A 21594-nucleotide genomic window follows, 5' to 3' on the forward strand; every position below is an offset into this window, starting at 1 on the left:
GAGCATGCTGACGAGCAATGGAGACCCCGTCTGGCCTTAAGTTCTCACGGAGCTTCTGTATCTACTGCGGCCATAGCTTATGAGCTGATCCCTGGCAGTGAAGGTCTTCCAGGTCCAAGGAACAATAACAGGAAAACACCTGAATCGCTCGATGAATCTGCTATGAAAAGATTCTGCTGGTGAGAGGCAGTGTCACACTTCGCATGAAGATTAGCCTGTTCCAGGGCCATACTCAGCTCGATGCACTAATGCAGATTCTACGAGTGATGAAGCGTTTTGCAGATTTTAAGGAACAAGGAGGCCATTTGAGGAAGGCGATAGTGGCACGGAAGGTGCCAGATGAGCGGAAGACCGGTACTGCTATCCTCTCGGCTCAGCAATTGCGCTGGCGCGAGAGCGTGGCCTTCGACGCGGATCTGACCGTGGTGTTTGAACCCAGGCAGCTCTATGAGTTTAACACCCGGCTGTGAAGCGATCCGACCTGGCTGAGGGCACTACAGGAGCGACCGGATGAGCTGCTGGCCGCCTTCGGGCTGGCGAAGGCAGTGGCCTTGCTGCCCAAGGACACGGTGCTGGAGAACCGCCGGCTTACCGCTGAGGAGCTGGCCGCCATGCGCCAGATCATGGCTGCCGCCAGCCAGCAGGAGCTGTTCCTTCAAGCTCAAAAGGCACTGGGAACAGCTCTCAAGGACGACGGCTATGGTTTGCCACTCCTTGTAAGCCCAACAATTATCGCAGTCATTATGATCACCCTGCTGTGGTGAGATTCTCCCCAAAGAAAAAAAGGAGGCTGTTCAATGAACGCGACAGAAGCACGGAAAGCTCTGGATGAGCGGAAGACCGGTACTGCTATCCTCTCGGCTCAGCAATTGCGCTGGCGCGAGAGCGTCGCCTTCGACACGGATCTGGCGGTGGCGTTTGAACCCGCGCAGCTCTATGAGTTTAACGCCCGGCTGTGGAGCGATCCGACCTGGCTGAGGGCACTGCAGGAGCGACCGGATGAGCTGCTGGAAGCCTTCGGGCTGGCGAAGGCAGTGGCTTTGCTGCCCGAGGACACGGTGCTGGAGAACCGCCGGCTTACAGATGAGGAGCTGGCCGCCATGCGCCAGATCATGGGAATCGCTAACGAGCGGGGCCTGCTCTCCCAGGAGGCACTGGAGGGAATGCTTAACCAGGATGGCTATGGTCTGCCAGCAGTCGCAGTTCTGATTCTCCTCCTGGTTGTAGTTGTGTGCATTTGCGTTGCCTAAGCATGCTAGCTCAGCAGCCTGACTTTCAATCGTGGAGAGGACTGACATGTTAAACGCGACAGAAGCACGGAAAGCTCTGGATGAGCGGAAGACCGGTACTGCCATCCTCTCGGCTCAGCAATTGCGCTGGCGCGAGAGCGTCGCCTTCGACACGGATCTGACCGTGACGTTTGAACCCATGCAGCTCTATGAGTTTAACACCCGGCTGTGGAGCGATCCGACCCGGCTGAGGGCACTGCAGGAGCGACCGGACGAGCTGCTGGAAGCCTTCGGGCTGGCGAAGGCAGTGGCCTTGCTGCCCGAGGACACGGTGCTGGAGAACCGCCGGCTTACTGCTGAGGAGCTGGCCGCCATGCGCCAGATCCTGCTGGCCGCCAGTGAGCGGGGCCTGCTCTCTCAGGAAGCGCTAGAGCTGGCCCTCAGTGATGAGGGCTACGGCTTGCCTGCAGTTGCCGCTCTCGCTTTGGCAGTAGCCATTGCTGTTTATCTCTGGGTGTATCTCTGGGGATAGGCTCCATTCCAACGAGCGAGGGACCGGTACAGTGCTGGTTGCCTGCCCCGGTCCCTTTTGTGAAGTGGCCTGCTGTGGCGTTGGAATCATACCCACGGCATGGACCTCGAGGAGAACCGCCGGCTTACCGCTGAGGAGCTGGCCGCCAGTGAGCGGGGCCTGCTCTCCCAGGAAGCGCTAGAGCTGGCCCTCAATGATGAGGGCTACGGTTTGCCTGCAGTTGCAGTTGTCTGCGTTGCGGTCACTGTTGTTACTTGCATGTCTCTGTTTATTTTTTTGTGGCTCACGGGAGCATAGGAGTTGGTGTTGTCCTGTGAGCTTACCTCCGGCTGGAAATCTGAAGGAGGGAAGCATGCTTCCAAGTCTTTTTTCGATATTTCTAGACTACAAGTGTAATTTCTGGTGTGGCCACTGCAGCGTAGGAAGCAGCCCTCGCACAGTCATGCCCATGCCACGAGAGCTTCTCCTCAAGATTATGACCGAGCTTCGGGAAGTGCCAACGGCCAAGGTGGTTGTTTTTACTGGCGGTGAGGCGACGTTGCGCAAGCAGCTCTTGCTCGAGGGGATCTCTCTCGCCAAAGCAGGTGGCTATGTGACGCGTGTGGTCAGCAATGGTGGATGGGCGACGACGCCAGAGCGTGCCCGCGCGATGGTTCGGGACCTCAAAAGCGCCGGTCTAGACGAGCTCAATACCAGCTATGACGATTTTCATGCTCCTTTTGCATCGATAGAATGCATTGTCAATCTGGTGCGAGCTGGTCTGGAAGAGGGGCTTCGGATTGGCCTGGGGGTGATCGTGGACAAGAACGCTACCTGGGATGCGGCAGCTGTGCGACGGGCCCTCAGCGAAGGGCTAGGGATGGAGATCGCCGAGATCGAAAAACGGGTGACAATTCTGGAGGACTATCCAACCCCTACTGGCTCAGGGGAACAGTTGGATGTGAACGGCCTGGATGCGGGAGACAAGCTCAACATGGGCTGTCCAGAAGTGCTCAAGACTGTCTCCCTGCACCCGAATGGTATGGTCAAGGCTTGCTGTGGGCATGCGATGTTCTACGCTCAGGATTTAACCTTGGGCAATCTGAACGAAGAGCGCCTGATTGATATTCTTACGCGAAGTCAGCAGAATCTCGTCTACTGGTGGCTTCATATGTTAGGTCCGAAGCGCATTCTTGATAAGCTCGGCGTAGAGGGGACCTATACCAGCATCTGTCATGCCTGCCAGGCGCTGCTTGCTGACCATCGGCAGGCAATGCTGGAGTACTTGAAAGCCCACCGTGATGAGGTACTCCTGCAGGATGTTGTGCTTGGCGATAGCCTGAAGCGCGTTTCGACGATTGTCCTCAAGCGGAAAGAAGAGATTCTTGCCCAAATGAGAAGGCTGGAGTCATGAGCACCATTGCATTAGAATCCGTCACGGCTGGCTATGGACAGTCACTCGTCCTCCACGAGATCAATCTGGCCTTCGATTCAGGTTTTCATGTGATCCTGGGAAGCAATGGAGCGGGCAAGACAACACTGTTCCGTGTCGGGGTGGGTATTCTCCCACCCCGCGCAGGCATAGTTTCTGTCCTGGGGTATGAACCGCATCGAGACAGTGAAGTCAAGCGTCTGATCGGCTACCTCCCGCATCGCCCTTCCCTCTCGGCAGCGCTCAGCGTGCGAGATAACCTGGAATTCTGGGGGCAAGTGCTCCGGCTTCCTTCCGCCCAGCGGCGGTCACGGATCGACCAGGTGGTCGCTGATTTGGAACTGAGTGATCTCCTATCCAAGCCAGCAGCTTCCTTGAGTAGAGGCCAGGCGCAGCGGGTAGCTATTGCTCGTGCTCTGCTCGGCGCTCCACAGGTGCTCTTTCTGGACGAGCCGACGACGGGTCTCGATCCATTGGCAGCACGTTCCTTGCGCGAGCTACTCAAGGGGTTGGCTCGGGCAGACAAAACGATCATTTATTCAACACATAATCTCTATGAGGCAGCTGAGCTGGCTGATGATGTGACCTTGATTGCGGCTGGTCGGGTAGTAGATCGTGGCTCCGTAGAAGCGTTGCACCAGCGTCATGCTCGTGCGCAGCGAGTCTGTCTGACAGTCGAGGGAGATCCGCGAACCATCCTGAGCGACCTGGGGTATGAAGCGGTACCAGACAGGGAGCAGTGGATTGTAGATCTTTCGGACCGGGCGGAGCGCAGTCGCATCGTGGCAGCGCTGGTGCAGGCGGGACTTCCTGTCCTTGAGGTACGGGAGCTGGGCAGTCCTCTTGAGGCAGTCTATGAAGACCTGGAGAGCGGAGGTCAACGTGTCTGAGTTAGAGCACGAGGTTTTCTCTGACGAGGATGCCGATCTTCTGGAGGCATCCAGTGGCCTGGATCGGGTGCTGCAGCTTACCGGGGCGTTATTATGGCGTGGGCGGCGCGAGCAGGGCGTGCGCTTGCTGGTGATTCCTCTCGCATTTGCTCTTTTTTTCCTCCTGCTTTGCCTGGTCACTCTGTATTTCCCCGGGCTGCTAACACCGCTTTCACGTTTCGCTATTCAGGCGCAGGCCCAGGCCTACTTTGGAGCGACGGTGCATGGCAATGCGGGCTTGGCTATGGCTTTGCTCCTCATTCAGGGGCCCTATCTCATTGCCCTGTTCGCGGCCTTCATGGGTGCGACCCTGGCTCAAAACCTCGTTGGAACTGAGGCCGCTCGTGGCGGGCTAGAGCTGCTGCTGAGTTCCGCCTATCGCGTGCAAGAAGTCTTTGTGGCCTTCCTTCTGGCTTCCTTTGTCCTGACCATCTGCCAATGGGCGATTCTTGCCCTAGGAACGCTCGGCGCAGCGGCGACTGTTCTGGCCCTACTGCGAATCGCTTTCACGCTGCAGGCCCGCTACATTGCCCTTGCCGTTGCCGTGCCATTGCCTATTGCCCTCTGGGCAAACCTGGGGGCCCTCTTTCTGGGTATGGCTTTTCCGCGGTTAACCCAGATCCGTACTGGCAGCACGACCAACTTGATGCAATTGCTCGCTGCACTGCCAGCCCTGGCGCTGCTGATCCTGATTAATATTCGCCCGGATCTCAATGCCGGATTAGTTGCAGCGATTGCCCTGGGAGTAGGTCTTGCCGGATCTCTCGTCAGCGCCGTGCTGCTGCGGGTCCGTTTTCGACCAGAGTTCGTGCTTGAGGCCTGAGTGAGAAAGGTGATGGGGCAGGAAGCGACTGCTCCCGGCTCGTGCCACAACGAGGGAGAGCATCGTGGTTCCCCCCATGCCCTCGCGCGGGGTGCCGGTGCTTCTCTGAGGAACTGCTGGAGAGGCACCTGGCTGGAACAACCGCGATGCTCTCTGGTGACAGGATTTCTTCAGCAGTGAGATGTTCCGCTGTCCTACCTGGCAAGGGCGATATGGACCCACGGACAGCGAAAACTTGCAGCTATGGTGAATTTGAGAGAGGGGAAGAAAGAAACAATGCTGTTACCGCTGTCAAGTCTGATGACCCATACGCAAAGTACGGCCCCCGTCGGCTTGCTATGGCCTCTCTTGGCTTTGGACCTCATTCTGATTGCGATCGCGCTAGTGGACCTGATCCGGCGAGATCCGCGCACCGTGCGTGGCAAGAAGATCATCTGGGCTCTGATCATCCTTTTCATCAGTACCCTCGGCCCTATCTGCTACTTTGTCCTGGGGCGTAAGGAGGTCTAAGATGGCCGCTCCTGGCGAGGCGATCATCCGGTGTGAAGGTCTGCGCAAGACCTATGGATCGGTTGAAGCTCTCAAAGGGTTAAATTTGACGGTTTATCCTCACAGCATCTTTGGCCTCCTCGGCCCCAATGGCGCAGGTAAGAGCACTGCCATCAAGCTGCTCACGCGCCAGATCAGGCCCACCAGTGGTCAGGCCTGGGTGGCTGGAGCGTCAATCACTAGCGCGAAAGCTGATGTGCGAGCTCGCATCGGCTATCTCAGTGAGCAGCCTGCTCTCTACACGTGGATGAGTGGCCAGGAATTCCTGGATTTCACTGGCGAACTGTTTGGGTTGAGTGCTAGAGACCGACGGCGCCGACGTGACGAGCTGCTTGAGCTGGTCGGCCTGACCGCTGCTGCCAGGCGCAGAATTGGCAGCTACTCCAATGGGATGCGCCAGCGTCTGGGCATCGCTCAGGCGTTAGTGAATCGTCCGGAGGTCCTTTTTCTAGATGAACCTGTGTCTGCGCTGGACCCAATTGGTCGCAAGGAAATCCTGGAGCTTTTTCAACGCCTCAAAGGCGAAGCCACTGTCTTCTTCTCCTCGCACGTGCTGGCCGACGTCGATCGCATCTGCGACGCTGTGGCAGTCCTCAATCGCGGCGAGCTGCTCGTGCAGGCTTCGATCGCTGAACTGAAGGAGCGCTACGCTCCGCCGATGATCTCGGTTGAGCTGGAATGTGCGACTGAAGATCTCCAACGTCTGCTGGCCCGGGAACCCTGGGTCCAGCACATCACTGTCAGTGGAAGCAGAGCGACTATCTTGGTGAGAGACCTGGCAACCGCTAAACGTGCTTTGCCAGCCCTACTGGTCAATGCTGGTTTGCCGCTGCTGCGCTATGAGGTGACGCAGCCCACGCTTGAAGATGTGTTCCTTCGCCTTGTGGGGAAAGTAGACAATCTGTCAGGAACTGGGGAGGGAGCATGAACCTCTATGCCTTCTGGCCCATGCTCAAGAAGGAATTTCGTGAGCAAAGCCGTACCTACCGTTTCGTGATCGCTGTCATCGTTTTTCTCTTGCTTGGGATCTCTGCCCCGATTATCACCTGGCTGACCCCTGATCTCCTGAAGAACCTGGGGAACGGCGCCACGATTATTCTGCCACCGCAGACTGCCACTGACGCGCTCAACACTTATTTGAAGAATATGGTGCAACTGCCGGCCCTGGCTCTTATCCTACTGGCTATGGGGGCCATCGCTGATGAGCGCAGTCGAGGAACGGCAGTGACTATCTTGACGAAGCCTGTTCCGCGCCCTATCTTTGTGCTGGCAAAGTTCCTGGCCTATGAGGGAACGCTCATCATCAGTTTGACGCTCGCTGCCGTTGGGGCCTACTATTATACCGGTCAGCTCTTTCGCCCGCTTCCTGTCGGCCCCTTTCTGATACTGAACATCGCTCTTCTGGCTTTCTTGACACTTACCCTGGCCCTAACGATCCTGTGCAGCGCATTAGTGCGCAACAGCATTGCCGCTGGGGGAATGGCGTTCGTTGGCTTCCTTGTCCTCGTGGTAGTGCCCAATCTCAACGCCTCGATCAGCAGGGTTTTGCCATCGGTACTCTTCCGCCCCGAGCGTGTGGCCCAGTTGGTAGCTGGCACAGCGTCGTTGGGAGAGACGCTCTGGCCGCTGCTCGTCGGTCTGGGTCTGGCCGGCCTCCTTGTGGTGCTCACATGTCTGGTGTATCACTCCCAGGAGATCTAAACGCGACCTTCCTCAAACAAGGAAGAGCCTGTTGGGGACCAGCTGGGGGTGAGCAGGTATAGACGAGTGCAGTCCCTCTCTCCGGCCCATCGGCCTCTCTTGGCCAGGAACAGCGCAGACAGCCTGTGGTCTCACTGTTTCACTGACCACAGCAGGACAGAGGAAGGCATCGCATGTGCCTGCGCACCCTTTCCCCTGATACGACCCTGCAGGAGGCGTGCGACAACACCGGGTTTGAGCTGGTAGCTGGTGGTTGCCCAGGATCTCCAACAGGTGCCTCTGCCCTCGAAGGAAGAGAGATTGCCCTCATCCACCGCTATCACCCCCCTGGGGAATTCGCCTGCGCGAGTTCCGCCTTGCCGACGAGCAACGCCGTTGCCGAAACCGTCAGCTCTTGTGTTTCCCTCATCAGGCTCGGTCGGAGTCTCGCGCGGTGAACCAGTAGGACCGTGTGCCGGAGCGTCTGGCTGGCCTCAGCGATGGGGAACGATTTCAGCTTTACGTTCCCATCAGACTGCAGTGCTCAGGAGCCAGAGCGATCAATTGCGTCTTGTGGCAACACCAGACCTAGCTCCGGATCGTACGGGGCCTCCACCATCGGGATCGATGACCCCGACCGGGCCCGGGCTCTCAGCGGCAGGTGCCGGACCTGATGACGCTGGACCAGCGCCTGATAGGTTCGATAGCTGAGTGGTACACACAGCTGGGTGGCTTCCAGCAGCTCGCCCGCTTCCAGCAAGTCCCGATAGTCCTGCTCCAACCTGCCAGGAAGGACCTCCATGCCATCAAAGAGCTGAGCAAACGCTTCTTCTCCGTGCGCATGCGCCTGAAACGGTCGCAGCTGTTTCAGCAGCCAGCTCGCCAATTCGAACTGCTCCCCGTAACTGCGTTGCCAGGGGTCTGCCAGCTCGGGGTCCTCATAGATGGCATCCAGCCAGTGCTGAAGAGCCACTTCATCGATCACCTGAGACTGATACTCTTCCAGTTTGCTCAATGTCCGGGCGACCAGACCAGGGAGATAGATCCCCTGTCCATCCTGCGGGGAGCGGAAAACATGCACGGGAACGATCCCCTTGCTGCCGGCACGGTTGACGCGCCCGAAGCGTTGGACCAGGGCCTCCAGCGGGGCGGGATCAGTGTAGATTGTATCGACATCCAGGTTGAGACTGACCTCGACCACCTGGGTGGCAACGAGTGCTAACGCCTGCCGTGCCGCTCCTGCCCCGGTGCGCTCCAGAATCTGCGCTTCCCGGACCTGGCGATCACGGGCGGTGAAGCGGCTGTGCAGCAGCAAGACCTGTTCCGCTGCCAGCACCTGGCGCAGCTGCTGGTAGAGCCGCTGGGCGCGTCCCACAGTGTTACAGCAGGCCATGACCATGTTCCCCTGCTTGACCTGAGCAGCAACCCGCTTCCAGCCCTCTTCCAACAAGTCCCCATCCAGCAGGTGGAGTTGATGGCGCCTCCAGCGCTGCAACAGCTCTGCTTCTGCCACGATTGGCTCAGGCAGCGCCAGTGCCTCAATGAGTCGTTGTCGTACCAGGGAAGGAAGCGTGGCCGACATGATCAGCATGCGAGCTCCATAGCGCTGCTGCAGATACTGCAGCAATGCCACGATCAGGGCAAGCCGCTCTGCATCGTAGGCGTGGATTTCATCGAAGATAAAGAGGGCCTGCGTATAGTCTGTCAACATTCCCTCAAAGCCCTTGATGCGATAGAGCACTTTGAGCAGCTGATAAGGGCTGAGCACTTTGAGTGGATAGGCATGCAGGCGATTCAAATTGAGAGACCAACGGGCTGCTTCGCGCGCTGTGGCCGGACCCATCTCTGTGGCCAGTAGCTGCTGATAGAGGGCCTGGAAGGCATGCCCGTGCTGGAGGCCGACCGTTCCGGCTCCAAAGTAGGACGGGTGACTGAGCCGCTGGTACATGGCATTGATGCTGGCTTGATAGGGGAGCACATAGAACAGGCGGGGCACTGGCTGTGCCCCGTCCCCCAGGGCCCAGTAAAGTGCCGCCTCCGTTTTGCCACTTCCAGTCGGCGCGATCAGCAGCGTCGATTGCCGTGCCCGCTCCGCGCAGGCTCGCTGGTAGGCATAGGGCTGTGGATCAGCTCGCCCTGGCTGACTCCACTGTCTGGCTACCAGCAGCGGACGTAGACGTCTTTCAAGGTGCTGCCAGGATTCTGGTATCCCTGCCGGAATCCGTGCCAGGTGCGCTGAGGCAGCATGATCGGCCGTCGTCAACAAGCCACGCAACAGCACCAGCAACGGTGCCAGATGGGCCCTGTGCGGACGCCGCCACTCTTCCAGGCTCTCGAGATAGAGATCCAGCCAGGTCCGAATACGCTCTGGACCAGCACGACAGACCATCTGCAGCGCCTCTTCTTTCTCTGGGAGGGCGACAGCTTCGACACCGGCGCTCTCCAATCCCAGCAGGCTGATCCAGGGAGCGGAGCAGATGCGCAGCCAGCGCCACAGTCCTTCGACAACTGGCGGCTCCAGTTGGTTGACCATTTCCGCAAGAACCTCAGTCTGCCCACAGTACGCTGTGATGATCTCCTCCGCCTCCTTATGATGGGAAACGATAGTGGCCACCAGCCACTGCTGCTCCTCGTGGGAGCATGCGTGGGCGATCCAATCCAGGAAAGCCAGAGAGAGGACCTCATGGCGATAGGGCCAGCTCTGATCTGGATGGCGCAACATCTGCTGAAACCCACGAGCAGCCTTCCCCAGATCGTGCAGGAAGCAGGCCCAGAACAGGCAATGCCAGAGGCGGGGAGCGTGCAGTAAGACAGCCAGCTGCGGCCGCAGCCGCACCAGATCGGCCAGGCGCTCCAGGACCAGCCAGGTGTGAGCAGCCAGGCTCTCACCCACTGGCGGTGATCCTCCTTCTCTCTCGTGAGGGCTTCTCTTTGCCCAGAGATCGCAATCTCCCTGATTCAGCCAGTCAGGCCAAGGGGAAGGCTGCATACGGCGTCTCTCCAAAGGTGTGAAACATCAGGCCGAGGTGCATTCCCGCGATCACAGGGGAGGTTGGATCAACCCAGAAGCGGGATGACTGCCCTGTTCGCTGCTGCCGTTGCTCCTCCTCAAACCAGAACTCTCGGCTACTGGCGCGTCCTTCCAGCACCAGATAGTGGGAGAAGGTGGGAGCACGTTTGCGCTCATAATCAAGATAGCGCGGCAGTAGTTCCACATGTCCGCGTCCCAGGAGCCGGACCATGTCGCGTGGCAGCAACGTGTGCTCAAAGTAGGCTTCCTGAGCCTGCACCAGCTCGATTTGCTCCACCGAGGTATAGGTGAACAGGTCCTGGGACCGCCCCAGCACCACCGCATAGCGAGGCCGACGGAATGCCTCCAGCCAGTCCGGGCGCGTGAGATAGAGCGTCAGTCTCGGGCGGAACAGAATTTCTCGCTTAAATGGCTGCAGCCCTCCCGATATCGCTTGTGGGAAGGAAGTTCCTTTCAGCTTGCCGCGAGCCTCCGTCAACAAAATGGTATGTTCCAGGTCAAAGAACGTGGCCTCGCTCGTAAAGCGGTAGGCAAAGGCGACACTCTCAGGCGAGATCAACTCTCCAAGTGCGCTGCAGATATGCCCATAGATCGTCGCTGGAGGAGGCATACGAAACGTCGGCTGGATGCCATGCATGAAATGCGGCAGGCGGAACGAGGTGGTGATGCCCTCCGCCTGGATCTTGAGCACACGCATAGGGATTCCTCCGTGATTACCTGCAAGAAGGCTGGGCCCCAGGCCGCTTATGACTGCTCATCTCCAGGCCTCCACCGCTCCATCGTGAGCGAGGAGTGGATGGGAGAAGTCAGAGAGAGACTGAGCCATCGCCTGGACGCCAGCTCTACTCGAACCAGAAGGAGTTTGCGGGCTGAGCCAGGTCATCTCCAAAGGCACGAAATGCCTCGCGCGGATGGCGGATCACGTGCGCAAGATCCAGGCTGGCCAGATCTTGTTCTATCTCTTCACGCTGCTCATCCAGATAGCCACGCACCCAACCGACGTAGAGCGGCGAGAGAATCTCGGCGCGCATGACCGTGAGGGTCTCCCGCAGTGCCTCCCGTTTGATCTGGGGAACGCCTCCTCTGGCTCCGATCACGTGTCCAAAGAGATGATTGCCGCCGCGTGTCACCGCCAGCAGGCAGAGGACAGGCGCCACATCGGTGTAATGAATCGCCAGTTTGGCGCCCCCTTCGAGCAGCGCCAGGGCTTCAAACAAGGCCCGGATTCGCTGGATGCGCTCCGGCAGCGGTAAACGATACGCTTTTTCTTGCTCTAGATGTTCGAGCTGCAATTCTTGTGCCTCTTTTATCCTGGGCTCGTCGAGATGGCGATAGCCAGCTTTATTGCGATAGGAAAAGGTACCGCAGGCGTGCAGGTCGAGGGAGAACAGCCCCTGGAGGGTCGTTCGATAGAGCTGATGTTCGAATGGGACGGGGTCTCCCTCATGGCGAGCCATCACCCCGAAATCTGTCGTGATCTTGACGGGAGCGATCGAAACAAGCGTGCTCACACGAAAAGGCGAGCTGCGTGTGACTGGCTCCACAGTGCTGGTGACTGACTCCTGTTCTGCTGTGCCACCGCCACCACGTGTCTCTCTGCTCCCTCTCTTCGTAGGAGCACGCATATAGCCAAACAAGTCATCATCCCACCAGCGCAAAGGATTGCTATCAGTATAGGCGATCTTCTCTTCACGAATCACCGGCGCTGCCTTCCAGCCAGGGACCCGCCGCTCTGCTGTGGTGCGTACCCAATAGCGAAAAGCTTGGGCAGACACGTAGGGGAAGGCCTTGCCGTCGGGAGTAAGAATCATCTTGACGCCAGCAGTATTGTCGACTCGCTCGCCGGGGATACTCCCAAGATTATTTAACGCCGACGCTGGTGCATCCAGCAAGAAGAGACCGGTCACAAAGGCCATGCTATTCCTCCTCCTCATCAGACAGGTCTTCAGTCCGCTTTGCCAGATTAGCTTGATCATGCTCATAAAGCCATTCGAGCATGCGCAAGAACAGGAGATCACGGGCAAACTTCCAATCGAAGCGCAGATTCTCACCATCGTCGCTCAAGAAGACGGAACAGAAGAGCTCCAGCGGAATCAATGGCGGCTCTTTCCTGGCGGCTACACGCCTGGCTGCCCGTAGCAGAATCGTGCGGAATGCCTCGCCCTGCTGCTCCTGGTAAAAGTTGCGCAGAAAGCGCTGATCATCAAAGATCTGGACATAGCGCGCAAGGGCGTCACCTAATTGTTGAATGGCAATGATACGATCTCGCTCCATCGAAAGCACCTCTTGCAGAAACAAAGCGATCAATGGCCAGCGAACAACTGGTGCGAGCGCCAGCTCACTTGCCTGAATACTCCCAGGAGAGGCCGAGTCCACTTGCTCGTGGAAAACAGCGTCGCCAGGCGGCAAGAAATATTGCTGGAGGAACTTGTTCGCTTGTTGGGGGAGACGTAAGAGATCCCTGTAGAAGGGATTGGGCACGTACGTGGTGGCATCAGTTTGCTCTGCACTCAGCTGCTCGGGTGACACATTACCTCCCCTGCCTTTCTTTCTCGCCTGACCAGCTAGTCGATGCCCGCGAGCGACGAGCCGTTGCCAGTCCCTCTGATAGCGGGGATCATGAGCAGCTTGGAGGAAACGGGTCAACTGCAATGGCAGGCGATAGATGCTCAGCATCGGCTGCCGCTCGTCAAGCGGTGAACTCTGACCACTGTTGGTCAGGTGATAGGCCGTGATAGAAAACGGCTCTCTTCTCCGGTTTGCTCTCTCTTGACGGCGGCTTAGCTCCAGGATCGTCTCGATGAGCAGCGTAGGAGCCGAAGAAGCTGCCTCCCCTAGCTTCTTACTCTGGAGCAGGCGAGCCTGACTCAGTGCAGCGATATTCTCTTCCAGCGCCAGGTTCACGGCGGCCTGCAGAATCTGAGGATGATCTGAATGGATCGCCAGGAGTCGCCCAGCACACTTGCGGCAGCCCATCGGAAACAGCTGCAAACAGAGTAAGGCCTCGCCAGAGACCGGGAGACCGCAGTCTCCCCAGGGGAAGAAGTTGATCACCTCTTCTGCCGTGATCAGAGGAATGTGCTGGCGAAAGGCTCTCCCGGGCAGTTGACGCGATGGTTCACCTTTGTGATCGGACACGGAAAGGGTATACCCCAGGGCGGGCTTGCCGGTGAACACACAGCGGTCGGGACTGTGAGGCACCCCTTCACCAAAGCCCCGTGCGACACGGCGGGCATAGGCCTGGCGGAGCTCCGGCTTGCTTTGGAACGCCGGATTGGTAAAGCCAGAATTGGGAAAGGCCACCGTCAGAAACGAAGTTAGCGGCGGCTGCGTATAGTGTTCCTCGATGAAGTTAGCGGCCCGGGACAAATCATCTTCCATCAGCTCTGCAGGAGCGTGCTTTTCGGCCAGGCAGACTACCACTGCCAGACCAATATCGAAGAGTGGATGACCAGTATAATCCAGGTTGACCATCGAACCAACACCTCGCCATGAAGTGATCAGCAGCAGCAGCTGAATGGCTGGGTAGGAACACGCCAGGTACAGCTCGCTCTTGGAACGATGATAAGTGAACTCCTATTGAAATATCTCAACTGCTGAATTTATGAATAAATATTCATAAAATATACTCTTTGGAGATGAATGTATTATACTATACATCATTAATCATGTGAGAGATTCGAAATCATTTTTTAATTGATGATATTTCATTTTTACTTGTTCTTCTGCCGAAGTGGTCCGTCAGGTAATGTATGCAATAGTCAGACGAAACAGGCTCCCATTTTTAGAGGATCGAGTGAAGGAGCTCGTCCTCGGACAGACTGCCTACGGGCAAAGAGTCTGCAATCGTCGCGAGTGAATTCTTCTTGAGCAACATGCTGGGAAGGGCATTCCTCTGCTGGCCTGGCATCGTGGGGGTGAGCAACTCATGGCTCAGAGATGATCTGGTCCTTTCCACTCCTGCCCTGCTGACTCTCACATTGCTCGTAAGTGCCTGCCAGCGGACCAATGTGGTTGCTATGAATCCTACCCAGAGTAGGGTCTTTCCTGGGCTGGGTGCTGGCGTCAGCAAGGCGTCTCCTCGACGCTGTGATCTTTGGCCAGAGGCACCCGGATTCTGCTCTCATCTGGTTGTGGGCAATGACTCTGCCCACAACCTGGTGCTCTTTCCTGCCGAGAAGAAGCGAGGGGGAGGCCGCCGGCTCCTCTCCTGTTGGAGCAAACGGCTTCTGGGTAAGGAACAGTGGGTTGGGTCAGCTTACAGGCGATGTCACAGGCTACTGAGTACGCAGCAATCCTCTTGCTGGGCGTAAACAGGGAGGTATCCTTCTCTGCCCCTTGACAGCGTTTGTTGTCGCTTCTACAATGCGTATAAAACATGTGGAAGAGCCTTGCGAGCAGTTCAGGCTGGGTGGTGGCACGAAGTATAGAGTACTCTTTCATGATTGATCTCGCTATTTATTTTTTCTGCTTTACAAAAAACGAGGTGAGCGATGTGCGCGGATGATCCGACGAGGCTGCCGCAAGAAACGACCCCGTCTCCCACGAGCAATGATCTCCCTGACGCGACAGCTGTTGCAGGTCCCTATCCATATGATGAAACATGGGAACTTCCCCCACTTCCGCCGCCACCTCCTGCCTCAGGGCGTGCAGGAAAGCGTCTCATGACCCTGCTGCTGCTGCTCTGTCTGGTTCTCGTCTCCGCCAGTGCCGGGGCGCTTGCGGCAACGCTGTACTGGCGAAGTCTGGGGAGGACGGACACGGCCTCTTCCACGGCTGTCAGATGGGCGTCATCGCCGGGTACCACTGCGGCTGCAGCGGCTCCGCCGACCCCGCTGCCGACCCCGACGTCGGACCTGAGCTACACCGCCGAGGACATTCTGCGAGACTTTATCGCCGCCGGTGCTCATCCTTTCAATATCCAGCAGAACGTCACGATCTCAGCATGGACCGGCGGCGCCTTCTCCGTCTCTGTCCCGGCGAGCAGCTCAGTGACGTTTGGTGATACCTCCGACTGCAACGGGCCTTGTGAGCCTCGTAATATGGGCCTGTGGGTCTACCAGGACAATACAGCGGCGGATCAGGCCTACAATGAGGTCAGCGAGGAGAACAACCAGGCCTTGATGCATCCTCCCCAGGGACTCTCAGTTGTCCCGACGACCATCTTTATTCATGCCCGCTGCCTGCTGTTAGGGGCTGATACCTTTTCGATCTATATCCAGGTGGTCAAGCAATACTGTACCTGAGCAGCCCGAGGAAAGGGAAAACACCAGTGCATGAAGGGGTTCCCCACACTTGTGGAGCCAGGCATTTCTTGAGTGATTAATCAGCTGAGTCTTCACGGTTCGAGCTATCGCTGGTATGCTCAGACTCTTGCCCTGTTTCGCTTCCTGGCGAAGCAAGTTCGGGGCGAGTTATTTCCCAGATCCGCCTCCCCCCGCTCACCTCCGTCAATGTTCCATCGTTGATCTCCTGAATGAGCTGGCGTACAACGGTGAGTTTCGTTTCGAGCAAGGCCAGGGTATACAGGTCCTCAGTGAGAAAGAAACGATCCACGCCAAGCCGCTCACCTCGCTCAATCGCCGGGCGCGCGTTGCTGATCTGCTCCTGGAGATGCTGCACCTGTTTTTCAAGCAGCGCGGGCAACTTCTGCTGGGGGGAAGATGGCCTAGAAACGCCAGTGCTGCTTTGCCATTGCTCCCTTTCTCTTCCAAATATTCGCTATCAACTATCCGAAATAGGGTATACGAAACAGAGATAGTAATTGCCAAGGGAGAAGAGTCATCAACTCGTTCGGCGGTAAGAGCTGGCGCCGGGCCTGGATAGCGACCTCCAACTTCCCGAGCCAGCTCTGCTCTGGCCAAGGTTTGCGTAGCGTCAGTCAGGAGAGTCTGGCGCTCTCACCTTGGGACTCGATGAACGTAACGAGGTCTTGCAAAGCGCTGCGTAACGCTGCGAACCGCTCGTGGCCCAGGTACTGGGCCCACTCGCTTTCCAGTTCCCCAATGGCAGCACGGGCGACTCGCTCCACTTCACGACCGCGCGGTGTCAGACGAACGAGCCGGGCCCGTCCGTCTCTTGGATCAGGCACCCGTTCAATATACCCTCGTTCCTCAACGTAGTCTACAATTGCTCCCATCGATTGCTTGGTCATCTGGGCCAGGCTCGCCAATTCGGTCACTCGCATGCCTTCCGGGCGTAGCTGCTGAAACAAGACAAGGTGGGTGGGACGGAGGTCGGTGTATCCTGCTTCCATGAGGCGCTGATAGACTCGTGCCACTGTCTGCTGAAATGGGATGCGTAGCAAAGCGCCAATCATCCGAGGTAAGGGCTGAATGCTCTCCATTGTCTTCCCTCTTGCATTTCTGGTAAGTCTAGCTTATTCTATAATTAGTCAGTTTAGCTTACTAGTTTGCTGGATGGCCCTCTCACATTCAGACTTTGGCCTGCTGGCTGATCCGTGGAGGCGAGAGGGTGCAGCCAGATCATCCCGCTCGCTTCTGGAAGGAGAACCATCCTATGACATCAAGCAATGCACCCTACATTCTCACCCGCGAGGAAGGCCAGGCTGTCTGGTTTCTCGGCACGCTCATGCTATTCAAAGCGACCGGGCAGGAGACTGCTCAGACCTTCAGCCTGATCGAACAGACCTTGCCGCCGGGCTTTGCTCCACCTCTGCATGTGCATCATGCCGAAGATGAGGCTTTCTATATCCTCGAAGGGGAACTCACATTTGTCTGCGGAGAACAGCGCTGGCATGCTGGTGCTGGGGCCTTCATTTTCCTGCCCAGGGATATTGCTCATGGCTTCCTGGTCGAGGGGAGTCAGCCAGCCAGGCTCTTACAGTTCACCGTTCCAGCCGGCTTCGAACAGTTTCACGCTGAAATGGGCGAGCCCGCCCAATCGTTGACGCTTCCTGCACCCACCCCCCCTGATCTTGCGAAGATGCAGGCCCTTGCCGCCAAATATCACTTTGAGATCGTCGGCCCTCCTGTAGGGCCAGAGTAACTTCCCAGAGGGAAGCGAAATGAAGACGCTGAAGCTGATCGAGAACAGGGCCTTCAGTTCCGGGGTCGTCGTCCTCACCTACCGACCAGATCGACCTTAACAGGAGCGGACCCGCTGACTCTCCCGGGACTTTCTGAGCGTCTGGCTGCAGGGAGGGCCATTCTTCCCGCAGAGCTTTCCGGTGGGGGTGAGGACCACCACCCCCAGGACTCTCGCGAGCTGCTGCAGCGCTACGCGCACGGAGAAGCCAATGCCCCAATCTTTGACGCGATGCTGGCCCAATAGGCCGGTTAGCAGCAGTGGAGTCCACGGTCGCTGCAGAATCCGGGTGGTCGTGGACCTCTTGGTCACAGGTCTGCTGGTGGTCACCCTGCAGGCAGATTGAGGTCATAGGTCGGAAAGCAGCCAGCTTGCGCCCTCCCTCGAAGCCGTAGGTCTTGCAAAGTAGGAGGAACCCGCAGGTAGTCACCACTTCCTGAACGAGCTGCCTGCTGGAAACGAGCCTTTCCCCCAGGGGTGAGCAGCAACACCGCTGCCGTCCCACAAAGGTCCTCGTGAGAAACACAAAGGGTCTTCTTCCTTACGAAGACCCTTTGTCCTTCGAGCAGAGTCCCAATACAGGCGATACAGGGGCCCTCGTCAGGCCACGAGCACAGTCCGTCACTGAGTCATGCTAGATTACAGAACAGAACACAAAGAGCGAAGCAGTGGAACAGCCTATGACACACGCTTTTTGTAGGCCCTCAGCGCGAAGAAGTAGGCCACCAGCAGAATAACGACGCACCAGGCCAGCGCGATCCAGATCTCATGAGGGGCAGGCGCTCCAGCCAGTAAGGCACGGATTGCATTGACAATCGCCGTCACTGGCTGATTCTCGGCGAAGGCGCGCACGACTGGCGGCATGGAGCGGGTGGGCACAAACGCTGAGCTGATAAACGGCAGGAAGATCAGCGGATAGGCAAAGGCGGCAGCGCCATCGATCGAGCGAGCCGTTAATCCCGGAATCACCGCCAGCCAGGTTAAGGCCAGGGTCACCAGGGCCAGCATACCAACCACAGCTAGCCAGGACAGGATGCCTGCCGACGAGCGGAAGCCCATCAGGAGCGCAACGAGAATGATCACCACCAGTGAAATCGCGTTGAAGACCAGCGAGGCCAGCACATGGCCCCATAGCAGCGTGGAGGAGGCAATCGGCATGGAGCGAAAGCGCTCCATGATCCCCCGCTGCACATCGGTGAATAAACGCAAAGAGGTATAGGAGGTCCCGCTCGCAATCGCCACCAGGAAGATCCCAGGCAATACGTAATTGACATAATTGGCTGCCCCACTTTGAATAGCGCCCCCGAACACGTAGACGAATAGCAACAAGAGTCCGATCGGCGTGATCGTTGCTGTGATGATCGTGTCCATACTGCGAAAGATATGTCGCAGGGCACGACCGAGCATCACACTCAGATCGCTAAAGAAGTGATGAAGTGTGATATTCTGCTTCTGTATCGCTTGCATCTAGCAGACCTCCTTTTTGCCAATAATGGCGAGAAAGATCTCTTCCAGCGTTGGTTGTTTCTCCACATACTCCACCTTCGCCGGGGGAAAGAGCTGTTTCAACTCCATCAGCGTCCCATTGGCGATGATCTTGCCCTGGTGGAGGATCGCGATCCGATCAGCCAGCTGCTCCGCCTCATCCAGGTACTGGGTGGTCAAGAAAACAGTTCTTCCTCCTTCAGCCAGCTCCTTGACCACGTGCCACACCTCCAGGCGGCCCTCGGGATCAAGCCCGGTGGTCGGCTCGTCGAGGAAGATGATCGGAGGACTGCCCACCAGGCTCATAGCCAGGTCCAATCGGCGGCGCATGCCTCCTGAATAGGTCGACACCCGGCGGTTGGCTGCCTCGGTGAGGCCGAAGCGCGCCAGCAACTCGTCGGCCACCTGGCGCGGCTGTTGAAGGTGTCGAAGCCGAGCGATCATCATCAAGTTTTCTCGTCCAGTCAATAGCTCATCAACAGCGGCAAACTGCCCGGTCAGACTGATGGCTTGCCGCACCTGAGCTGGCTGGGAGACTATATCAAAGCCGCAGACGATAGCTGTGCCCCGGTCGGGTCTCAGGAGCGTGCTGAGGATCTTGATGAGCGTCGTCTTGCCCGCCCCATTGGAGCCAAGCAGAGCGAAAATGCGCCCCGGCTCGACGGCTAGCTCTACGCCTCGCAAGACTGCGAGCTGCCCGTACGATTTGTGGAGGTCTGTCACACGAATGGCGGTGTCTGTCATGCGATACTCCTCTGTGAGCTAGCATAGTGATCTTCCCCAGATAAGGGACGACATTGCGAGCCGCCGCCATAAGCTGACCCACTATGGCCCTTAACCTTCGTCATGACAGGGAAGACCGGCCTATGGTATACTTGATCACTGATTTGGTCAGTGGTCATTCGTGCATTTTTAAGAGTGAGTCACTAAAATTCAAAAAATTAAGTGACTGAGTCAGATAAATAGAAGGTACCACGGAGGAACCGACTGTGTCAAGTGGCTCTCAGGGAAAGCGTGACGAGATACTTGCGGCCCTCAAGCGCGAATTGAGGAAGAGCAGCAGTTTTGGCGCCTCCTTCTTCCGGGTGGCCGCCACGCAGACGGGCATGGCGGCTGACACAGACATCCAGGTCCTGGACCTGCTCGACCTGACCGGCGAAACTTCTGCTGGTCAGCTGGCCGAGCTGATGGGCATGACCAGTGGGGCCATTGCAAAGGTTCTCAACCGTCTGGAGGCGTCCGGTCTGGTGCAACGGGAACGTGACAAGAGTGATGGGCGCAGAGTCATTGTCCGGCTGGCCCAAGGCCAGGAGGCGCTGGACAAGGTTCGCGCGATCCTGGCCTCACTTGAGGAGACCTGGGATGAGGCCGTCTCTAGTAATGATGAGGAAGAGCTGGCCCTCCTCTTAGCGTTTCTCGAGCGCGGCAACACCCTGGCTCGTCAGAGGCTGGCCGAGTTGCAGACAGTGGCGCCAGACGAGAGAGATGTCTTCTCTGCCCCCCTGGATGCTCTCTCACGTGGCCGACTTGTTGTTAGCTCTGCCGGTATCCGGCTGGTCTTGCGGACGGATGAAGGTCTGACCGACCTCTACCAGGCCCGTTTTGAGGGAGCGGTGCCCAATGTGACGGTTCAAGACGGCGTGGTGACGATCCGCTATCCGCGACGCTTTCTGATTCTGACTGGGGAGCAGCGCCAGGCGATGATCACGCTGAACCGCACCATTCCCTGGCACATCACGGTCCAAAGCGGGGGGTCAGACATCATTGCCGAACTGGGAGATCTGGAACTTGCTTCTTGCGAGATCAGGGGAGTCGGCAGCAAAATCCACGTGGAGCTTCCTGTGCCCTCGGGCGTGATTCCCGTCCGGCTGGGTGGGGGAGGGGCAGAGATGGTGGTGCGACGGCCTGCTGGGGTTGCCATCCAGGTGCATCTCAAAGGTTGGGGGTCTGCCTGCACCTTGGACGGCCAGACCTATTTCGGCAACAACTTGTGGCTGCAAAGCGCCGGCTTTGATCCGGCAGCTTCCTGTTATTACAGCCTCGAAGTGGTCAGCTCGGGGGGCCTGGTCACAATCACCTCTCGTTGAGGCTTTTTCCTGCTCGTCCTGCTAGTGATGAGAGGCAGGTTCTTCTCGGTTGGGCGGAGCCTGAGCCGCCGCCGCTGGCTGTGTCTGAAGATGGTTAGAGGTGGCTACCAGCCTGCACCGATCCTGCCTGAGCGAGCCAGTGATCAGCGGTCTGTCGGATGGGAGACAACCATACCCACAGGATGGGAAGCACTCGCCCGGCTGCTCCCCCACTAACGTGGGCCACAACCCGATGGCTTGTCCTGCTCTCCCGCCGGGGAGAGCGCCTAGCGGCATGGTGCCAGTTACGACGAAGCGCATACTGGCGTTCACCCATCTACTGGAGCGCAGCAGCGGCTTCGGCCTCGCCCTGGATCTCGAAGAGACCTTTCATCGCCTCCTGAGTCTCTTCCTCCAGAGCCTTGCAGAGGTCCAGAGGGACCCTAAGAAGGGTGACGCCCGTCCTTAGCTTAGGTTGTTAGGACAGGGCTGCTCTCTCCGCTCACTCTCGCTCAGAGCAGCGTTTTGAGCTGGCTCAGAGTGAAACCAGGGCAGACGATCGTCAAGAAGGCGTTGGAGGCGCACTCTATCCTGGATGGGGCAGAGGCGATAGCTGGCTTTCTGATGGACGCGAGGGTGCAGCCACCCGATGTGGCCATCGTGATGCAGGGTGTGTACGCTGACCCTGGCCAGCCTGGCGATCGGGCCGGTGGTATCGTTCATGGGTTTCGCCTCCTCAACCGAGGCTACCTCATGACATCGCGTCAGGGTCAAGAGTAGCCAGCCAGTGCTTTTCTTCTGCCAGATGACGG

The 21594-nt window shown here is 57.9% G+C and carries 24 protein-coding genes; 15 read left to right on the top strand and 9 right to left on the bottom strand.

Going from position 1 to position 21594, the window contains the following annotated elements:
- Window positions 1-203: 203 nt before the first annotated feature.
- The 11 genes from BGC09_RS04170 to BGC09_RS04220 all read left to right on the top strand — a co-directional run bounded on the left by BGC09_RS04170 (window position 204) and on the right by BGC09_RS04220 (window position 7174).
- Entirely contained in the window at window positions 204-470 is a 267-nt protein-coding gene (locus BGC09_RS04170) for a hypothetical protein (RefSeq protein ID WP_069802404.1), read from the top strand.
- Between the two features lie 81 nt (window positions 471-551).
- Window positions 552-764 carry a hypothetical protein gene (locus BGC09_RS04175; RefSeq protein ID WP_141727634.1) on the top strand — a complete coding sequence of 71 codons (213 nt, stop codon included), beginning with the start codon at window positions 552-554 and terminating at the stop codon, window positions 762-764.
- Window positions 765-797: 33 nt separating this feature from the next.
- Window positions 798-1250, top strand: a complete 453-nt coding sequence (locus BGC09_RS04180) for a hypothetical protein (RefSeq protein WP_069802408.1) — start codon at window positions 798-800, stop codon at window positions 1248-1250.
- A 46-nt stretch (window positions 1251-1296) separates the two neighbouring features.
- Window positions 1297-1761, top strand: coding sequence for a hypothetical protein (locus BGC09_RS04185; RefSeq protein WP_069802410.1), 465 nt, complete (start codon window positions 1297-1299; stop codon window positions 1759-1761).
- Between the two features lie 99 nt (window positions 1762-1860).
- Window positions 1861-2058 carry a hypothetical protein gene (locus BGC09_RS04190; RefSeq protein ID WP_069802412.1) on the top strand — a complete coding sequence of 66 codons (198 nt, stop codon included), beginning with the start codon at window positions 1861-1863 and terminating at the stop codon, window positions 2056-2058.
- 55 nt (window positions 2059-2113) lie between these two features.
- On the top strand, window positions 2114-3154 hold the full coding sequence (locus BGC09_RS04195) for a radical SAM/SPASM domain-containing protein (RefSeq protein WP_069802415.1): 1041 nt from the start codon (window positions 2114-2116) through the stop codon (window positions 3152-3154).
- Entirely contained in the window at window positions 3151-4062 is a 912-nt protein-coding gene (locus BGC09_RS04200; protein WP_069802417.1) for an ABC transporter ATP-binding protein, read from the top strand. The genes BGC09_RS04195 and BGC09_RS04200 overlap by 4 nt, the downstream gene beginning before the upstream one ends.
- A complete protein-coding gene (locus BGC09_RS04205) occupies window positions 4028-4924 on the top strand; it encodes a hypothetical protein (RefSeq protein ID WP_141727635.1) in 897 nt (298 codons plus the stop codon). The genes BGC09_RS04200 and BGC09_RS04205 overlap by 35 nt, the downstream gene beginning before the upstream one ends.
- Window positions 4925-5200: 276 nt before the next feature.
- On the top strand, window positions 5201-5434 hold the full coding sequence (locus BGC09_RS04210) for a PLD nuclease N-terminal domain-containing protein (protein WP_218103957.1): 234 nt from the start codon (window positions 5201-5203) through the stop codon (window positions 5432-5434).
- Between the two features lies 1 nt (window position 5435).
- A complete protein-coding gene (locus tag BGC09_RS04215) occupies window positions 5436-6401 on the top strand; it encodes an ABC transporter ATP-binding protein (RefSeq protein WP_069802419.1) in 966 nt (321 codons plus the stop codon).
- Complete coding sequence (locus BGC09_RS04220) at window positions 6398-7174, top strand: ABC transporter permease (protein WP_069802421.1); 777 nt, start codon at window positions 6398-6400, stop codon at window positions 7172-7174. Before BGC09_RS04215 ends, BGC09_RS04220 begins: the two co-directional genes overlap by 4 nt.
- Window positions 7175-7697: 523 nt before the next feature.
- Here BGC09_RS04220 and BGC09_RS04225 read toward each other — a convergent pair.
- The 4 genes from BGC09_RS04225 to cas8a1 all read right to left on the bottom strand — a co-directional run bounded on the left by BGC09_RS04225 (window position 7698) and on the right by cas8a1 (window position 13658).
- A complete protein-coding gene (locus BGC09_RS04225; protein ID WP_069802423.1) occupies window positions 7698-10142 on the bottom strand; it encodes a CRISPR-associated helicase/endonuclease Cas3 in 2445 nt (814 codons plus the stop codon).
- Window positions 10120-10881: a type I-B CRISPR-associated protein Cas5b gene (gene cas5b, locus BGC09_RS04230; protein ID WP_069802425.1), complete on the bottom strand. Its 762-nt coding sequence runs from the start codon at window positions 10879-10881 to the stop codon at window positions 10120-10122. Before cas5b ends, BGC09_RS04225 begins: the two co-directional genes overlap by 23 nt.
- Before the next feature lie 145 nt (window positions 10882-11026).
- Window positions 11027-12100, bottom strand: a complete 1074-nt coding sequence (cas7i, locus tag BGC09_RS04235; RefSeq protein WP_069802427.1) for a type I-B CRISPR-associated protein Cas7/Cst2/DevR — start codon at window positions 12098-12100, stop codon at window positions 11027-11029.
- 1 nt (window position 12101) lies between these two features.
- Complete coding sequence (cas8a1, locus tag BGC09_RS04240; RefSeq protein WP_069802429.1) at window positions 12102-13658, bottom strand: type I-B CRISPR-associated protein Cas8b1/Cst1; 1557 nt, start codon at window positions 13656-13658, stop codon at window positions 12102-12104.
- A 1190-nt stretch (window positions 13659-14848) separates the two neighbouring features.
- Between cas8a1 and BGC09_RS04250 the strand changes: the two genes are divergently transcribed.
- Window positions 14849-15430 (top strand): hypothetical protein, encoded by a 582-nt coding sequence (locus tag BGC09_RS04250; protein WP_069802433.1) that lies wholly within the window; start codon window positions 14849-14851, stop codon window positions 15428-15430.
- 76 nt (window positions 15431-15506) lie between these two features.
- On the opposite strand, the gene BGC09_RS04255 is transcribed toward BGC09_RS04250, so the two are convergent.
- Together BGC09_RS04255 and BGC09_RS04260 are read right to left on the bottom strand one after the other, a co-directional pair.
- The gene (locus BGC09_RS04255; RefSeq protein WP_069802435.1) at window positions 15507-15830 is read right to left on the bottom strand and encodes a hypothetical protein; all 324 of its coding nucleotides are present in this window, start codon (window positions 15828-15830) and stop codon (window positions 15507-15509) included.
- A gap of 235 nt (window positions 15831-16065) precedes the next feature.
- Entirely contained in the window at window positions 16066-16530 is a 465-nt protein-coding gene (locus BGC09_RS04260; protein WP_069802438.1) for a MarR family winged helix-turn-helix transcriptional regulator, read from the bottom strand.
- Window positions 16531-16703: 173 nt separating this feature from the next.
- Between BGC09_RS04260 and BGC09_RS04265 the strand changes: the two genes are divergently transcribed.
- Window positions 16704-17192, top strand: a complete 489-nt coding sequence (locus tag BGC09_RS04265; RefSeq protein WP_069802440.1) for a quercetin 2,3-dioxygenase — start codon at window positions 16704-16706, stop codon at window positions 17190-17192.
- Between the two features lie 717 nt (window positions 17193-17909).
- Here BGC09_RS04265 and BGC09_RS04270 read toward each other — a convergent pair.
- On the bottom strand, window positions 17910-18698 hold the full coding sequence (locus BGC09_RS04270) for an ABC transporter permease (RefSeq protein ID WP_069802442.1): 789 nt from the start codon (window positions 18696-18698) through the stop codon (window positions 17910-17912).
- Window positions 18699-19460, bottom strand: coding sequence for an ABC transporter ATP-binding protein (locus BGC09_RS04275; RefSeq protein ID WP_069802444.1), 762 nt, complete (start codon window positions 19458-19460; stop codon window positions 18699-18701).
- A 245-nt stretch (window positions 19461-19705) separates the two neighbouring features.
- On the opposite strand from BGC09_RS04275, the gene BGC09_RS04280 reads away from it, so the two are divergent.
- The gene (locus tag BGC09_RS04280) at window positions 19706-20803 is read left to right on the top strand and encodes a MarR family winged helix-turn-helix transcriptional regulator (RefSeq protein ID WP_069802446.1); all 1098 of its coding nucleotides are present in this window, start codon (window positions 19706-19708) and stop codon (window positions 20801-20803) included.
- 274 nt (window positions 20804-21077) lie between these two features.
- Window positions 21078-21251 (top strand): hypothetical protein, encoded by a 174-nt coding sequence (locus tag BGC09_RS22745; protein WP_176728837.1) that lies wholly within the window; start codon window positions 21078-21080, stop codon window positions 21249-21251.
- Here the strand turns inward: BGC09_RS22745 and BGC09_RS04285 are convergent.
- Window positions 21248-21505, bottom strand: a complete 258-nt coding sequence (locus BGC09_RS04285; protein WP_069802448.1) for a MerR family transcriptional regulator — start codon at window positions 21503-21505, stop codon at window positions 21248-21250. The two genes, BGC09_RS22745 and BGC09_RS04285, sit on opposite strands and share 4 nt — an antisense overlap.
- Window positions 21506-21594: the final 89 nt, after the last annotated feature.

Origin of the sequence: Thermogemmatispora onikobensis (assembly GCF_001748285.1) — a bacterium.
GTDB lineage: Bacteria > Chloroflexota > Ktedonobacteria > Ktedonobacterales > Ktedonobacteraceae > Thermogemmatispora > Thermogemmatispora onikobensis.

Excerpts from the sequence above, each read along its gene's own strand:
- BGC09_RS04170 (WP_069802404.1), top strand. The coding sequence starts at position 204 with ATGAAGATTAGCCTGTTCCAGGGCCATACTCAGCTCGATGCACTAATG.
- BGC09_RS04180 (WP_069802408.1), top strand. The coding sequence starts at position 798 with ATGAACGCGACAGAAGCACGGAAAGCTCTGGATGAGCGGAAGACCGGT.
- BGC09_RS04185 (WP_069802410.1), top strand. The coding sequence starts at position 1,297 with ATGTTAAACGCGACAGAAGCACGGAAAGCTCTGGATGAGCGGAAGACC.
- BGC09_RS04190 (WP_069802412.1), top strand. The coding sequence starts at position 1,861 with ATGGACCTCGAGGAGAACCGCCGGCTTACCGCTGAGGAGCTGGCCGCC.
- BGC09_RS04195 (WP_069802415.1), top strand. The coding sequence starts at position 2,114 with ATGCTTCCAAGTCTTTTTTCGATATTTCTAGACTACAAGTGTAATTTC.
- BGC09_RS04200 (WP_069802417.1), top strand. The coding sequence starts at position 3,151 with ATGAGCACCATTGCATTAGAATCCGTCACGGCTGGCTATGGACAGTCA.
- BGC09_RS04205 (WP_141727635.1), top strand. The coding sequence starts at position 4,028 with ATGAAGACCTGGAGAGCGGAGGTCAACGTGTCTGAGTTAGAGCACGAG.
- BGC09_RS04210 (WP_218103957.1), top strand. The coding sequence starts at position 5,201 with ATGCTGTTACCGCTGTCAAGTCTGATGACCCATACGCAAAGTACGGCC.
- BGC09_RS04215 (WP_069802419.1), top strand. The coding sequence starts at position 5,436 with ATGGCCGCTCCTGGCGAGGCGATCATCCGGTGTGAAGGTCTGCGCAAG.
- BGC09_RS04220 (WP_069802421.1), top strand. The coding sequence starts at position 6,398 with ATGAACCTCTATGCCTTCTGGCCCATGCTCAAGAAGGAATTTCGTGAG.
- BGC09_RS04225 (WP_069802423.1), bottom strand. The coding sequence starts at position 10,142 with ATGCAGCCTTCCCCTTGGCCTGACTGGCTGAATCAGGGAGATTGCGAT.
- cas5b (WP_069802425.1), bottom strand. The coding sequence starts at position 10,881 with ATGCGTGTGCTCAAGATCCAGGCGGAGGGCATCACCACCTCGTTCCGC.
- cas7i (WP_069802427.1), bottom strand. The coding sequence starts at position 12,100 with ATGGCCTTTGTGACCGGTCTCTTCTTGCTGGATGCACCAGCGTCGGCG.
- cas8a1 (WP_069802429.1), bottom strand. The coding sequence starts at position 13,658 with ATGGTCAACCTGGATTATACTGGTCATCCACTCTTCGATATTGGTCTG.
- BGC09_RS04250 (WP_069802433.1), top strand. The coding sequence starts at position 14,849 with ATGACCCTGCTGCTGCTGCTCTGTCTGGTTCTCGTCTCCGCCAGTGCC.
- BGC09_RS04260 (WP_069802438.1), bottom strand. The coding sequence starts at position 16,530 with ATGGAGAGCATTCAGCCCTTACCTCGGATGATTGGCGCTTTGCTACGC.
- BGC09_RS04265 (WP_069802440.1), top strand. The coding sequence starts at position 16,704 with ATGACATCAAGCAATGCACCCTACATTCTCACCCGCGAGGAAGGCCAG.
- BGC09_RS04270 (WP_069802442.1), bottom strand. The coding sequence starts at position 18,698 with ATGCAAGCGATACAGAAGCAGAATATCACACTTCATCACTTCTTTAGC.
- BGC09_RS04275 (WP_069802444.1), bottom strand. The coding sequence starts at position 19,460 with ATGACAGACACCGCCATTCGTGTGACAGACCTCCACAAATCGTACGGG.
- BGC09_RS22745 (WP_176728837.1), top strand. The coding sequence starts at position 21,078 with ATGGTGCCAGTTACGACGAAGCGCATACTGGCGTTCACCCATCTACTG.
- BGC09_RS04285 (WP_069802448.1), bottom strand. The coding sequence starts at position 21,505 with ATGAACGATACCACCGGCCCGATCGCCAGGCTGGCCAGGGTCAGCGTA.